The 14720-nt window shown below is 50.8% G+C and carries 9 protein-coding genes; 6 read left to right on the top strand and 3 right to left on the bottom strand.

Annotation, left to right across the window (positions count from 1 at the left end):
- Window positions 1-51: 51 nt before the first annotated feature.
- Window positions 52-378 (bottom strand): thioredoxin TrxA, encoded by a 327-nt coding sequence (gene trxA, locus AC51G0_RS00315; RefSeq protein WP_496300197.1) that lies wholly within the window; start codon window positions 376-378, stop codon window positions 52-54.
- Between the two features lie 113 nt (window positions 379-491).
- Here trxA and rhlB point away from each other — a divergent pair, with 113 nt between their 5' ends.
- Together rhlB and gppA are read left to right on the top strand one after the other, a co-directional pair.
- Window positions 492-1799 (top strand): ATP-dependent RNA helicase RhlB, encoded by a 1308-nt coding sequence (gene rhlB / locus AC51G0_RS00310; RefSeq protein ID WP_496300196.1) that lies wholly within the window; start codon window positions 492-494, stop codon window positions 1797-1799.
- A 9-nt stretch (window positions 1800-1808) separates the two neighbouring features.
- Window positions 1809-3299, top strand: coding sequence for a guanosine-5'-triphosphate,3'-diphosphate diphosphatase (gppA, locus tag AC51G0_RS00305; protein WP_496300195.1), 1491 nt, complete (start codon window positions 1809-1811; stop codon window positions 3297-3299).
- A gap of 199 nt (window positions 3300-3498) precedes the next feature.
- Here gppA and prlC read toward each other — a convergent pair whose 3' ends face one another.
- On the bottom strand, window positions 3499-5541 hold the full coding sequence (prlC, locus tag AC51G0_RS00300) for an oligopeptidase A (RefSeq protein WP_496300194.1): 2043 nt from the start codon (window positions 5539-5541) through the stop codon (window positions 3499-3501).
- A 217-nt stretch (window positions 5542-5758) separates the two neighbouring features.
- On the opposite strand from prlC, the gene AC51G0_RS00295 reads away from it, so the two are divergent.
- Window positions 5759-6598 (top strand): 23S rRNA (adenine(2030)-N(6))-methyltransferase RlmJ, encoded by an 840-nt coding sequence (locus AC51G0_RS00295; RefSeq protein ID WP_496300193.1) that lies wholly within the window; start codon window positions 5759-5761, stop codon window positions 6596-6598.
- A 176-nt stretch (window positions 6599-6774) separates the two neighbouring features.
- Window positions 6775-8130: a glutathione-disulfide reductase gene (gene gorA / locus AC51G0_RS00290; protein ID WP_496300192.1), complete on the top strand. Its 1356-nt coding sequence runs from the start codon at window positions 6775-6777 to the stop codon at window positions 8128-8130.
- An 83-nt stretch (window positions 8131-8213) separates the two neighbouring features.
- Here the strand turns inward: gorA and AC51G0_RS00285 are convergent, their stop codons facing one another.
- A complete protein-coding gene (locus AC51G0_RS00285) occupies window positions 8214-9383 on the bottom strand; it encodes a conjugal transfer protein TraF (RefSeq protein WP_496300191.1) in 1170 nt (389 codons plus the stop codon).
- Between the two features lie 354 nt (window positions 9384-9737).
- On the opposite strand from AC51G0_RS00285, the gene AC51G0_RS00280 reads away from it, so the two are divergent.
- Together AC51G0_RS00280 and AC51G0_RS00275 are read left to right on the top strand one after the other, a co-directional pair.
- Window positions 9738-11105, top strand: a complete 1368-nt coding sequence (locus AC51G0_RS00280; RefSeq protein WP_496300190.1) for a YjiH family protein — start codon at window positions 9738-9740, stop codon at window positions 11103-11105.
- Between the two features lie 342 nt (window positions 11106-11447).
- Window positions 11448-14684: a hypothetical protein gene (locus AC51G0_RS00275; protein ID WP_496300189.1), complete on the top strand. Its 3237-nt coding sequence runs from the start codon at window positions 11448-11450 to the stop codon at window positions 14682-14684.
- Window positions 14685-14720 lie beyond the last annotated feature (36 nt).

Here is a 14720-nt window from a genome sequence, read left to right as displayed (position 1 = left end):
GTCAAACCATGCACAACTGAGAAATTGCGCACGGTTCGGGTAAGAGGTGTCTTAAAGGTTCGCGTCCAGGAACTCTTTAAGCTGGCTCTTAGATAGTGCACCTACTTTAGTAGCTGCCACACCGCCGTCTTTAAATAGCAGCAGTGTTGGAATACCACGGATGCCGAATTTAGGCGGAGTCGCTGAATTCTGATCGATATTCAGTTTGCCGATCGTCAGCTTGCCTTCGTACTCGTCCGCGATTTCGTCAAGAATTGGGGCAATCATTTTACAAGGACCACACCATTCAGCCCAAAAATCGACTAATACAGGGCCCGCAGCGCTAATCACGTCGTTATCAAAACTTGCGTCTGTCAGCTGCACAATCTTGTCGCTCATCTTCCACTCCAATGGTTGATTTTCTTGGCTGATTTTATTTTAACCAGCAAATCGATGCCCTATTTGAATGGAATCCGTTTCGTATTGCAACCCTAAGCTGATATTCTATACGAATGAAGACGACTCACATCACAGAGCAGAAATTTGCCGACCTGGGTTTAGACCCTAAGGTTTTACAAGGACTGGAAGCTAAAGGTTTCCACAATTGTACACCTATCCAGGCGTTGGCATTGCCGGTATTGCTCACCGGCCGAGACATTGCAGGTCAGGCTCAAACAGGCACAGGGAAAACCCTGGCCTTCCTGACGGCGACTTTTAACTATTTGCTACTCAATCCAGCATCGGAGGAGCGCAAAACTAACCACCCTCGTGCCATCATTATGGCACCTACACGCGAACTGGCAATCCAGATTTACAATGATGCCAAACCGCTGCTCGAAAGCACAGGCCTTAAGGCTGGCCTCGCGTACGGCGGTGAAGCCTATGAGAAACAACAAAAAACACTGGAAGCCGGTGTTGATATCCTGATCGGCACCTGTGGCCGTATTATCGACTTCTATAAGCAGCGTGTTATCGATCTGAACTCAATTCAGGTTGTGGTACTCGACGAAGCTGACCGTATGTTCGATCTAGGCTTCATCAAAGATATCCGCTTCTTGTTCCGCCGTATGCCTATGCCAAAAGCACGCCTGAACATGCTGTTCTCGGCGACATTGTCATACCGCGTGAAAGAGCTGGCTTTCGAGCACATGAACAACCCAGAAAGTGTGATTGTTGAGCCAGAGCAGAAAACTGGCCACCGTATCCAGGAAGAGCTGTTCTACCCATCCAACCAGGACAAAATGCGTCTGCTGCAAACCCTGATTGAAGAAGAATGGCCTGATCGTGCGATCATTTTTGCCAATACCAAGCACCGCTGTGAAGATATTTGGGCCCACCTAGCGGCAGACAAACACCGCGTAGGCTTACTAACTGGCGATGTGCCACAGAAAAAACGTGTTCGTATTTTGGAACAGTTCACCCAGGGTGAAGTCGATATTCTGGTTGCTACCGACGTTGCTGCCCGAGGCCTTCATATTCCTCAGGTTACCCACGTATTCAACTACGATCTGCCTGACGATGCGGAAGACTACGTTCACCGTATTGGCCGTACTGGCCGCGCTGGTGCCAGTGGCCACTCGATTAGCTTTGCCTGTGAGCAATATGCTATCAACCTACCGGCTATCGAAACCTATATCGAGCACGCTATTCCACTGTCTAAGTACGATGGAGAAGCCCTGCTGGACGATCTGCCTGCCCCGGTAAGCATCCCACGCGCTCCGCGCCAGGGCGGAAACCGCCGCAGCAATTCATCACGTCAGGGTCAGTCGCGTCAGCGCAACAACAACCGCCGCCGCCCGCAGCAACAAAAACAACAATAAGATATGCTTATGGAAAGAACAGTATCACCTCTGTACGCCGCGATTGATTTAGGTTCTAACAGCTTTCATATGTGGATTGTGCGGGAAGTCGCCGGCAGTGTGCAGACACTGGCCAAAATCAAGCGGAAAGTCCGCCTCGCGGCAGGCCTCAACAGCCAGAACGAGCTGAGTGAAGAAGCCATGCAACGCGGATGGGACTGCCTGAGCCTGTTTGCAGAAAGGCTACAAGATATCCCCGCCGACAAAATCCGGATTGTCGGAACCGCAGCGCTGCGTACAGCAGTTAATGCAGATACTTTTCTTTCTAAAGCCAAGGATATCCTTGGCCATAGTGTCGAGATCATTCCTGGCGAAGAAGAAGCCAGAATCATCTATCAAGGTGTGGCCCACACCTCCGGTGGGTGCGGCAAACGCTTGGTGGTCGATATCGGCGGTGCCAGTACCGAGGTCATTATCGGCGAAGGCTTTGATGCCAGTGCCCTGACTAGCCTGAAGATCGGCTGTGTCACCTGGCTGGAGCGTTACTTCAAGGATCGTTACCTAACGGCAGAGAACTTTGAAGCGGCAATCAATGCAGCGAAGCGTGCGATCGAGCCTATTGTCAAGCCCTACCACACGCTAGGCTGGGAAACCTGCGTCGGTGCCAGTGGTACCGTTCAGGCACTGCAGGAAATCATGCTGGCACAGGGGATGGATGAAATCATCACCTTGCAGAAACTCAAACGCATGCAGCGCCAGGCCATGCAATATGAACGCCTGGAGGACCTTGATATCGAAGGGCTAACCCTGGAACGGGCCTTGGTCTTCCCGAGCGGCCTGTCGATCCTTATCGCTATCTTCGAGTCACTGAATATCCAGTCGATGACCCTGGCCGGTGGCGCCCTGCGCGAAGGTATGGTTTACGAGATGATGAGCCAAATGCGCCATCACGATGTACGTGAGCGTACCCTGATGAGCCTGCAGGCCCGCTTTCAGCTTGATGCCGAGCATGCCGAAGCCGTTACCCATACGGCGATGTCACTATTAGACAGTTGTGAGCCAATGTGGCAATTAGAGCCACAGGCAAAATACCTGCTCCATGCAAGTGCATCTTTGCATGAAATCGGCACCAGTATTGAGTTCAAGAAAAGTGGTGAGCACGCTGCCTACCTGATCAACAACATCGACCTACCTGGCTTTACCCGTGCCCAAAAGCACCTGATCGCCGAACTGCTGCGCCGCTTCCGCGAGCAGCTAACCAGCCTGCCGGAACAGCACGCGCTCTCGGCCCATAGTGCAGCGCGCATTTTACGCCTGCTGCGCCTGGCCGTGATCCTGTGTCACCGCCGTGACCATAACCACCAGCCGCCGTTTACACTGGCGGTTGATGACAACAAGCTGACCTTAACCCTGCCTGCGCTTTGGCTTAATGCCAATCCGCTGACCCAGGCCGAGTTGCAGCAAGAAGCGATCCGCCAGACGGATATGGGCTGGCCCCTGGTCATAGAAGAGAGCGAGTAACACCGCTCTTTGCAATACCCGTTCGATCAAAAAAGGCTCCCTAGGGAGCCTTTTTTATATTCATTAATTGGCAATAGCCACTTTGCTGGTTCAGCGCTGGAATTTCACCTCAGTGCAAAGAGGCCGCGTGGAGTTGATAACCATCAATGAGCACGTCCGATGCCGCAATGGGGTGAAATAACCAGCCTAATCTGCAAAGTTAGCCGGTGATGCCGGAATGACGTAGCAATGCATCGATCTTAGGCTCACGGCCACGGAAGCGCTTGAACAACGCCATCGGCTCCTCGCTACCACCGCGCTCTAAAATGCAATCAAGGAAATCGGCACCGGTCTTGGTGTTGAAAATCCCCTCTTCCTCAAACCGCGAATAGGCATCAGCCGATAATACCTCTGCCCACAGGTAGCTGTAGTAGCCCGCACTGTAGCCACCTGCAAAAATATGGCTGAAGCTGTGAGGGAAACGGCCCCACTCAGGGCTTGGCACGACCGATACCCGAGACTTGATATCAAACAGGGTATCAAGCACCTGGGCACCCACTTCCGGATCGTAGTTGGTGTACAGGGTAAAATCGAACAGGCCAAACTCCAGCTGGCGCAAGATCCCCATCGCCGAATGGAAATTCTTCGCTTCCAGCATTTTATCCAGCATCTCTTTTGGCAGGGCTTCACCACTCTCATAGTGACCAGAGATAAACGCCAGGGCCTCTTCTTCCCAGCACCAGTTTTCCAGGAACTGGCTCGGTAGCTCAACCGCATCCCATGGCACACCGTTAATGCCAGAAACGGCAGGGGCATCGACCTGGGTCAGCATATGGTGAATACCGTGGCCGGTCTCATGGAACAAGGTCACGACTTCATCATGGGTAAACAAGGCTGGCTTGTCACCAATTGGTTTGTTGAAGTTACAAGTCAGGTAGGCCACTGGTTTTTGCAAGCTGCCGTCGGTGCAGGTACGGCGCACCATACACTCATCCATCCAGGCACCGCCTCGCTTGTGCTCACGGGCATAGAGATCGAGATAAAAACTGCCGCGCAATTCGCCCGCGGCATCGAAGATATCGTAGAAGCTCACGCTATCGTCCCAGACATCCACCCCGTCACGCGGCTTCACGTCCATACCGAACACACGTTTCAGTACCTCAAACAGCCCGGCAACCACTTTTTGCTCAGGAAAATACGGACGCAGCTGCTCGTCAGAAATACTGTAGCGGTGCTGCTTCAGCTTCTCGGCATAGAAGGCAAAATCCCAAGGTGCCAGATCAGTGGCACCGAACTCTGAGGCGGCATAATCACGCAGCTCAGCAACTTCACGCTCTCCCTGCGGCTTGGCGCGTAAGGCTAGATCATTCAAAAAGCCCAGTACCTGATCCGGCGTTTCAGCCATTTTGGTCGCCAGGGATTTCTCGCTGTAGGAATTAAAGCCCAGCAGGCGGGCCAGCTCATGGCTCAGCTTTAGCTTCTCTGAAATAATATCTGTGTTATCCCACTTACCCGCATTCGGGCCACGATCAGAAGCGCGGGTGACAAAAGCTTCATACATTTCCTGGCGTAGCTCGCGGTTCTCACAATAGGTCATCACCGGCAGATAAGACGGAATTTCCAAAGTAAAGAGATAGCCTTGCTGCGATTTCGCCTCTGCCGCCGCTTGCGCTGCCTGAAGAGCAGATTCCGGCAAGCCGCCGAGATCGGCCTTGTCGGTAACCAGCTTGGACCAGCCCATAGTGGCATCGAGCACATGGTTGCTGAAGGTCGATGCCAGCTCTGACAAGCGCTTGCTGATCTCTCCATAGCGGTGCTGATCAGCGGCCGCCAAGCCGATACCGGACAGCTCAAAATCTTTCAGTGCATCGGTGATTGATTTTTGCTGCGCCTGGGTCAACTGGCTGAAACTGTCATCCGCCTTAATGGCTTTGTAGGCTTCGTAAAGGCCTTTGTGCTGGCCAACCCAGGTTCCGTAGTCTGACAGAATTGGCAGGCAGCTTTCATACGCTTCGCGCAGCTCATTGCTGTTTTTCACCGCATTCAAATGGCCAACTGGCGACCAAATCCGGCTCAGGCGATCGTCGGTCTCTGCCAGCGGGGCGCAAATTGTCTCCCAGCTTGGCGCAGCATCGTTGGCCATTACGGCTTCCACGTTGGCACGGCAGTCAGCGATGGCCTGCTCAACGGCTGGTTTTATGTGTTCGGGTGTAACCTGAGAGAACGGAGGCAGATCCGTCATGGTTAGTAGTGGGTTCGACATGCGCTAATCCTTAATTCTTCTATCCCTTATTAGATGTGTCTTCTGGCGTATAAATTCAATCCCTTAGTCGCGGTTTATGATCTCACTCATCCTTTCATTTTAACGTGTAATTAACACCCTGTATGACTAAAGTTCTGACTGCTTTCTGGATATTCGCCGACAATCCGCCATAATATGCCCCCTACCCCATGACTTACTACCTGTAGAGACCTCATTCATGCTGAGTTATCGCCACAGTTTCCATGCCGGCAACCATGCCGATGTGGTCAAACATATTGTACAAAGCTTGATCCTTGATGCCCTGAAGCAAAAGGATAAGCCATTTGTCTATCACGATACCCACTCGGGTGTCGGCCGCTACGATCTGCAGGATGAACGTAGCGAGAAAACCGGCGAATTCAAGCAAGGCATTGCCCGCCTGTGGTCTCGTGATGATATTCCCGCTGAAATCAGCGCGTATATTGATGCGATCAAAGCGCTGAATAACAGTGATGACTTACGCTACTACCCGGGATCACCACGTGTTGCCCGGGCCCAGCTACGCGAACAAGACCGCATGGTGCTGACCGAGCTGCATCCGGCTGACTTCCCGTTGCTGTTGCAAGAATTTCGCAGCGATCGCCAGGTGAAAATCTACAAGGAAGATGCCTTCCTGCGTTTAAAAGGCAGCCTGCCACCGAAAGAGCGCCGTGGGGTGGTACTGATCGATCCCCCTTATGAGCTCAAACATGAGTACATGGATGTGGTCAACGCCATCGCAGAAAGCTACAAGCGCTGGGCAACCGGTACTTATGCTATCTGGTACCCGGTGGTGTATCGCGAGAACATCGACAAAATGCTAAAAGGGCTAGAAAAACTGGGTATTCGCAAAATCCTGCAAATAGAATTGGGCGTAGAGCCCGATACCACCGAGCGGGGCATGACGGCATCCGGCATGATTGTCATCAACCCGCCATGGAAGCTGGAAAGCCAGATGAAGGCGATTCTGCCTTGGCTGCAGCAGGCTATTGCCCCAAGCCGCGGCTTCCACAAGGTCGAATGGATAGTGCCGGAATAATCCCGGTATTCCGGACCACGCTGCGTTTGCAGGCGGGCATAAGCCCGCCTTATTCTTGCCCTTGATAAGTTATTCCCCCACCACTCGACTTTCTCGATCCCCAGCTCTCGTAACTCTCAACGTTCTTTATTACACTAGGTTCAGCTAATAAATCGTAGAATTAAGCGGAGAAAGTCATGGCAAAGCATTTTGATTACATTTGTATCGGTGGCGGCAGCGGCGGCATTGCATCAGCAAACCGCGCAGCAATGCATGGCGCCAAGGTCGCTCTGATCGAAGCCAAAGCACTAGGCGGTACCTGTGTAAACGTCGGCTGTGTGCCGAAGAAAGTCATGTGGCATGGCGCACAGGTTGCTGAAGCCATGCACCTTTATGCCAAAGATTACGGCTTCGACGTCGATGTCAAAAAATTCGACTGGAGCAAACTGGTAGAAAACCGCGAAGCGTATATCAGCCGCATTCATGCCGCGTACGATAACGTACTGGGCAATAACAAGATTGAAGTGATCAACGGCTTCGCCAAGTTCGTTGATGAAAAAACTGTCGAAGTAGACGGCGAGCACTACACAGCCGATCACATTCTTATTGCCGTCGGCGGCGAACCCACTATTCCAAACGTACCGGGTGCCGAGCACGGTATCGACTCTAACGGCTTTTTTGAGCTGAACGAGCAACCTAAGCGCAGTGCCGTCATTGGTGCGGGCTACATTGCCGTCGAAATTGCCGGCGTACTGAGTGCCCTGGGTACCGATACTCACCTGTTCGTCCGCAAGGAATCCCCACTGCGCAGCTTTGACCCAATCATCATCGACACCCTGGTTGAGGTGATGGATGCAGAAGGCCCGACCCTGCACACCCACTCGATACCCAAAGAAGTGGTAAAAGAAGCAGACGGCTCAGTCACCCTTCACTTTGAAAACGGTGAATCCCACAATACCGATGTTCTGATCTGGGCTATCGGCCGTAACCCGACTACCGACAAAATCAACCTGGCGGCGACGGGCGTTGAAACCAACGGCCGCGGCTACATCAAGGTTGATAAATACCAGCAGACCAACGTCAAAGGCATCTACTGTGTCGGCGATATCATGGAAGGCGGTATTGAGCTGACACCAGTGGCAGTAAAAGCCGGTCGCCAGCTGTCTGAGCGCCTGTTCAACGGCAAGACCGAAGCCAAAATGGATTACAAACTGGTCCCGACCGTGGTCTTCAGCCACCCGCCAATTGGCACCATTGGCCTGACTGAGCCAGAAGCAATTGCCGAGTACGGCGAAGAAAACGTGAAAGTCTATAAATCTGGCTTTACGGCAATGTATACCGCTGTCACCTCGCACCGCCAGCCATGCAAGATGAAACTGGTTTGTGCCGGCCCTGACGAGAAAGTGGTTGGCCTACACGGCATTGGCTATACCGTTGATGAAATGATCCAGGGTTTTGGTGTAGCCATGAAGATGGGTGCCACCAAGGCGGATTTCGACAGTGTAGTTGCGATCCACCCGACCGGCTCTGAAGAATTCGTTACCATGCGCTAAGGTGTAGCCTGGCAATTTAGCAATATAAAAAGGAGGCCTGAGCCTCCTTTTTGATCACTCCCGAGAAAGCCGTATCCGCTAACTCAGAACATAAAGGCTAGCTGTGCCCCAACACCATAGTGATCGTCTTCACCGTATTGTATTGCCACATCCAGGCCGACGGCACCAAATGGAGTCAGGCCGAGACCGCCTGTCAGCATATCTTCTGCGCTATCGGTCATACTATGGCTGTAACCGACCCGAAGCTGCGCCCAGCGCCAAGCATCAAGCTCCAGCCCCACACGGGCAAACTGGGTTTTGTAATCTGACTCACTGAAAAACTGTCTTTCATTCAAGTCAACATCGGCAGCAACCAGCAACCAGCCATTATCAAACGCCGCACCAGCAGTATATTGAGGCTCAACCAAGAACGTCGCTACGGTGCCAAACGATTCATTGGTATCCAGCTCCTGCTTGATCACGTTCTTCGCAGCCAGACCAAAAGTCAGGTTATTAGCCGGTTTATAGGCAACACCCAAATCAAGGTTAAATGCGGTTGCCTCCTCGGTATCGTCAATATCAAAGTCATCATCATCAAAGTCACTGACACTCGCCAGATAGTTCAGTGCCAATACCTTCTGGAATTTTGGCGAAACACCGACTGAAAAACGCTGGCCCGGGATCGGCAGTGCAAACTCTTTTGCCAACGTCAGGCCTAAATCCACGGTACCACCAGCCAGCCCCTGTACGGTCGAGTCAAGATCCTCGGTATTTGGATTAGGGTTAACCAGATCGCTTTCTTCAACATTTGCCTTTGCCATACTGGCAATCTGGGCCTTTAAGAACAGGTTTGCGCTAACAAAGCGGTTGGGAATAGCGACAGAAGCCCCGGCAAGCACATCCATGTCCACTTCTTTATTGTCCAAGTCACGCAAGGCGTTACGCCACTCATCCAGCTCCTGGGGAGACGGGTTGTCACCCAGATTATCATTGAGATCCTGGAAATCTTCAACTTCGCTATACAGATCATCGCTATCATGCACGCCAACGGCAAGCATCGGCAGGATCAGGCCAAAATCATCACCTTTGATATAGTTGGTTGCCATTGCCGGGTTATAAAAGCTGGCCGTCAGGTACTCTGCCGAGGCAACGCCTGTCCCGCCCATCGCACCGCCACGGGCATCAGCCCCGTTAAACATAGCCGCTGAAGAAAATGAAACAAATGGCAACGCTGCTGCGACTGCCAAAGAAAGTCCTTTTTGAGATATTGTCATGGTTCTCTGTACTTATAGTTAAAGTTATCGAAGTTACTTTTCGCTCCCATTATAAGTTGTTCAACTAGCCAAACAATGACCCCAATCGGCACTTCGCTAAAAATTCATCAAGTTAAGGTTGCAGTCACATTTATGGCAGACGAAGACCCATCGATTAAAAATACATCGCTATCTATTTAGCATTACTTAGCATAAAGTGAATAAAAACACAGAAAACACCGTGAACTATTCCATTATTGAGATAAAAAATGTAATCTTTCACCACCTGATTATGGATGATCAGTGAATATTTATTCCGACCGGAATAAGAGCAGTTATTTACTCCCAATCAAAACAGCGAGTTAAAGGTCGAGTATGCAGGATCAGGCAATATCAACATCATCGGGTAACAAAGCCAACTGGCTGATGTTTCTTCTTCCCTCTCTGCTAGGTGTGTTTCTATTCATGGCACCTATCGAATACCAAGATACCCTCACGATCCCTATTGCCGTGCTGGCCAAATCGGTTCAGTCACTGTTTGATGGCATGCTGACAGCTGTCGTCACATTTGTGATCTCACTCACCGCCATAGCTTCCATTTTCACCAAGCTTATCAAGCCTCGTGCGATCACCGAAAACAGCTTTTTGAATGGGCTGCTAAACCCAAGCCTAGTGTGGTTTATTGTCCAGCTAATGGGCGCTGTTTTTGTGGTGATGACATTCTTCGGTATCGGTCCGAAGATGATCCATGATGGCGCGACAGGCGGCCTGGTGCTCAATGATTTACTTCCGGTGCTGTTCTCCGTATTCCTGTTTGCCGGGTTGCTGCTACCCCTACTGCTGAACTTCGGTCTGCTGGAGTTTGTCGGTGCCTTGTTTACCCGGATCATGCGCCCGCTGTTTAACCTGCCTGGCCGCTCTGCCGTTAACTGTATCGCCTCATGGCTCGGCGATGGTAGTGTCGGTGTCCTGATGACCAGCAAGCAGTACGAAAGCAAAATCTATACTGAGCGTGAAGCCGCGGTGATTGGTACCACCTTTACTGCCGTTTCTATCACTTTCAGCCTCGTGGTTATCGCTCAGGTGAACCTGGAGCATATGTTTGCACCCTTCTACCTGACCGTCTGCCTGGCTGGCCTGGCAGCCGCAGTGATCGTTCCGCGCCTGCCACCGCTTTCTTGGAAAAAAGACCACTACATCGATGGCACCGACCTTACCAATGACTACGAAGCCGTTCCTGCAGGCAAAACAGTGGTAGGTTTTGGCCTTGAGCAAGCGTTAAGCAAAGCCAGTGAAGTGAAAAGCCTACGTAGCGTTGTTGCTGAAGGCGTGAAGAATGCCGTCGATATGATTTTTGGTGTCCTGCCTGTCGTCATGGCAATTGGTACGGTGGCCTTAGTCATTGCCGAGCACACTCCGGTATTTAGCATTCTGGGCCAGCCGTTTATTCCATTCCTGGAGCTGTTGCAGATCCCTGAAGCTGCCGCCGCATCAGAAACGATTGTGGTAGGTTTTGCCGATATGTTCCTGCCGTCAATTCTGGCATCAGGTATTGAAAGCGATCTAACCCGCTTTGTGATTGCAGCTATGTCAGTCACCCAGCTGATCTACATGTCAGAAATCGGTGCCCTACTGATCGGTAGTAAAATCCCGGTCAAGCCGTGGGAACTATTTATGATCTTCATCCTGCGTACTGTCGTGACGCTACCTGTTATTGCGTTAATGGGACATTTGTTCTTTTAACCCATAACTATTCAGAAAAATCGAAAAGCCAGCTGCCCGTCAGCTGGTTTTTTTTATATAGGTACGAACCCTCTCCCCAGCTCTCCATGCATATTAATGCAATTACTCTAACCACTTTGCAATCAATACTTTATTAGCAATAACCCTCAAAATATCCCCTAAAAGCATCAACACTCCCTACTTGAAAGAAAAATCATGCCCAACTTCACAGACACAAAAATGAGATCTTGATCATAAGGTGACATTCGCTATATATGCGCGCGTGTTTATAAAACTATCAACACATAAAACACCAACAATATTTTCAACAGCGCATCAGCATGCATTAAAAAGGAAATAATAATGCACTTTAAATACTCAGTATTAGCAGCGTCTTTGGCGACGGCACTCACTTTATCTGGCTGTGGAGGGGGTGACAGTGGCGGCACCAGCAAGCCTGGTGGTAATGAAGGCGTACCTCCAATTACAGGGCCAGTTGTTGGCGGCGTCGTGATCACCACCATTGATGGTTATCTGAAAAATGCCCTTGTCTGCTCGGACAAAAATAACAACGGTAGCTGTGACGCCGATGAAGTGATCAAAGATATCGACGGCAAGCTAGTGCTGACCGACTCCGAAGGTAAACTGGACATCAAAGTCGACAAAACAGTCGAAGAAGCGATCAAGGCAAATCCTATCGTCGTAAAAATCCTAGAACCTTACAAAGACTACAGTAACTTTAAGGTTGAGCCGGGGATCTACACCGTCGATATGGACCAACCGCTGCAGGCGATGGGCAAAAACGTGGTATTCCGTGCCCCAGCAGGCAGCGCCATTGCAACGCCGATTACTGATTTAGTTGTCGCCGAAATGAAAAAAGGCGTCGACCAAGCAACGGCAGAAGCCACTGTCCAGGCAATGCTTACCGACTTGAAAGAAGGTGATACCAGCCTTGAGATCGACCTGTACGCAGATTATATCGATACCAAGGCTAACGCAGGCTCAGTAGAAGAGAAACAGCTGGCCAGCAAGCTGCACAAGACTGCACAGATCCTCACCGAAACTCACCACCAAACCGATGAGAGTATTGACCTTGATGAGGTTACCGAGAAAGTCGTCACAGAAGCAGTTGGTGCCGTTAACGATGCAACCCAAGAGCAGCTAGATAACCCGAACTACAAGCCTGTTGTTCCAGTCGAAAAAGATGCTAATGACAACGTTGTGGTAGAAAAGCCGGTTGTTAACCACCAAGCAGTGGTTGATTCCGCAGTACTTGCCCCGCTTGCCGCTGAACTTACCAAAGCAGAGATGATCGCCGGAAAAAACTTCGCTTTCTTTGGCACCGAAACGGTTGTCGGTCTATTCACGGATGCCGACCAAACCACAGCACCAAAGGTTTCAATAACACAGGCAAGCTACGATTACCTACTGGATCAAGGCATCCACGCAGAACTTACTGTTGAAAACACCATTCAACTAACAGCGATGGAAGGTGGCTCTAAAACACCGGCAGGAGATTACCATCTTGAGCTTGCAGCGACGGATCTCGATGCCGCAGACAAAGAAGTTGGCACAGTCACAACCTTGATACAGTTTGAGGTTAAGGTTTTTGACACCAAACCAGTCGTTGACACGGTTCGTCTAGCACAACTACAGGAAAACATCGATGGCCTAGCGCTTCAGGAAGGACAAGATGTAGGTAGTGTTTGGCTGAATATTGCCGATCTATTCACAGATGAAGATGGCGATACGCTCACCTACACCTTCACCGATGGCAATACCAGCCTGAACTATGATGTCCAGTATCCAGAAGTCAACATTACCGGCACACCTCAGGTTCCGGGTGATTTTACCGTCACTATTACCGCTCGTGATGATGACAATAATCAGGCTAGTGCAGCCGTTAAGCTATCTATCACTGAGAAGCCGGCCACCAATAACCCGCTGAGCGATATTATCGTCGATAAGAACCTGTATCGTTTTAATGCCGAGTGGATCAACCAGGGCGGTGATAGTTATACCGCCAAGCCTGATTGCTGGGCTATCCGTCTGACCGCAGATAACAAGGTATTGGAAGCCAATTCGGTCAACGGCGAATGCCCTGCTGAAGACACTATCCAGACTCAAAGCGGTACTTGGGAGCTCGACGGCGACAACATCAAGCTAACCCTTGATAACGAAAGCCCGGCGACCCTGATGCTGAGAGAAGATCGTTCGAACGATGCAGAGATGCCTCGTGTTTACCTGTATGCAGTATCACCGAAAGCCAGCATCACCAAGGCTGCGACGGGGCTGGCACTGACAAACGAAACTCAGAACGAGCCAGCCACTTTCTATATCGGCAAGCAAAGTGCCGAGGCTTACTGGCAGCAGCCAACAACCGAGGTGATTGTCAACGGGAAACTAACCGAAGCCGACGCAGCAAGCAAGAGCCGTGCTGCCCAGCAGTATGAAATGGATGACCTGGATGTTGACCTGTACCTGACGACCAACTGTGAGAGCCTTGGTTTTGAAAAAGACGGCAATAAAGATCCGATGGGCAACCCAAGCTACCGCTTCGGTAGCAACATGGCCTACAAGTTCCACCTGCTAAATAGCAAGTTCGCCGACGAAATGTATAATCTCAGCAGTCAGGATAACCAAGGCGTCGCATTCAGTGCCGATAACGGTACCGCATGTGCTATCGACTTCGACTACTTAGGCCAAGCCGATATCAAACCGGGTGAATCCGTGGTGATATTTGCCAATCCGAATGAAGGGACGGTCAGCGAAGAGTTTATCATCAATACCTATGTTGACCGTAACGATACCATTGAACCACAAGCATCCCTGATCATCGATGAAGCCGGTATTTTCATCACAGAAGTAGACGGAGGCTATGGTTCAGTCATCCAATTGTACCGTGAAACAAATAACGAGGTCACAGAGCAGGAGTGGGCGTACAGCCCAGCCAAAGGCTGGAGCGATGCAATGCCTATCACCTCCTCGTTTACCGCCTACCAGGCCAACGGCCACCAGCTGTTCCAGGGATGGGCAGAAGACGAACCTGTCGATGAGTCCTACACTATCTGGACTGACGGCGGTACTGAGATAAAGTTCGCAGAAGCCGGTGTCGAGGTCGACAGAGCTCCGTCATGCGATGCTACACCTGATGATGAAAACTGCATCTTCACCGCGACTCTCTACTACAAAGAAGAAGACGCAAAGGCAGCTGTTGAAGCTAGCCTCAATACCGAAGTTCCCTTTATCGGTACTAGCTGGACAGACTACTACACAGAAGATGGTATCGCTCACGCAACAAAGGTCTCTTACACTGAAAATGGCGCAACCTATGGTGATGAAGAATTTGCCTGGAGCGAGTACCCTAATGACCTGCCTTGTCTGATTGAAGAAGGCCATACCTGTACCGTTGCCGAGCTAAACGGTACTTACAACTTCTGTGATACCGATACCCCGACTGACTTTGATAGCTGTCCAACAGAAGAATTAAAATACAGTGTAAGCTGGCAGTATTCTGAGAATGACGGCATCTTGCACCGCGAGAAGCTGCACTGGTCTACAGGCCATACGAGTGACAGCCGCATGGAACCAATTCAGTAATATCGGGTTACTGTAAAACAACAAAGGCGACCATGC

The sequence above is a fragment of the Photobacterium sp. HL06 genome (genome assembly GCF_059552575.1).
The sequence above is the reverse complement of the archived record's forward strand: the minus strand, read 5'-3'. Positions and strand labels throughout refer to the sequence as shown.

Excerpts from the sequence above, each read along its gene's own strand:
- trxA (WP_496300197.1), bottom strand. The coding sequence starts at position 378 with ATGAGCGACAAGATTGTGCAGCTGACAGACGCAAGTTTTGATAACGAC.
- rhlB (WP_496300196.1), top strand. The coding sequence starts at position 492 with ATGAAGACGACTCACATCACAGAGCAGAAATTTGCCGACCTGGGTTTA.
- gppA (WP_496300195.1), top strand. The coding sequence starts at position 1,809 with ATGGAAAGAACAGTATCACCTCTGTACGCCGCGATTGATTTAGGTTCT.
- prlC (WP_496300194.1), bottom strand. The coding sequence starts at position 5,541 with ATGTCGAACCCACTACTAACCATGACGGATCTGCCTCCGTTCTCTCAG.
- AC51G0_RS00295 (WP_496300193.1), top strand. The coding sequence starts at position 5,759 with ATGCTGAGTTATCGCCACAGTTTCCATGCCGGCAACCATGCCGATGTG.
- gorA (WP_496300192.1), top strand. The coding sequence starts at position 6,775 with ATGGCAAAGCATTTTGATTACATTTGTATCGGTGGCGGCAGCGGCGGC.
- AC51G0_RS00285 (WP_496300191.1), bottom strand. The coding sequence starts at position 9,383 with ATGACAATATCTCAAAAAGGACTTTCTTTGGCAGTCGCAGCAGCGTTG.
- AC51G0_RS00280 (WP_496300190.1), top strand. The coding sequence starts at position 9,738 with ATGCAGGATCAGGCAATATCAACATCATCGGGTAACAAAGCCAACTGG.
- AC51G0_RS00275 (WP_496300189.1), top strand. The coding sequence starts at position 11,448 with ATGCACTTTAAATACTCAGTATTAGCAGCGTCTTTGGCGACGGCACTC.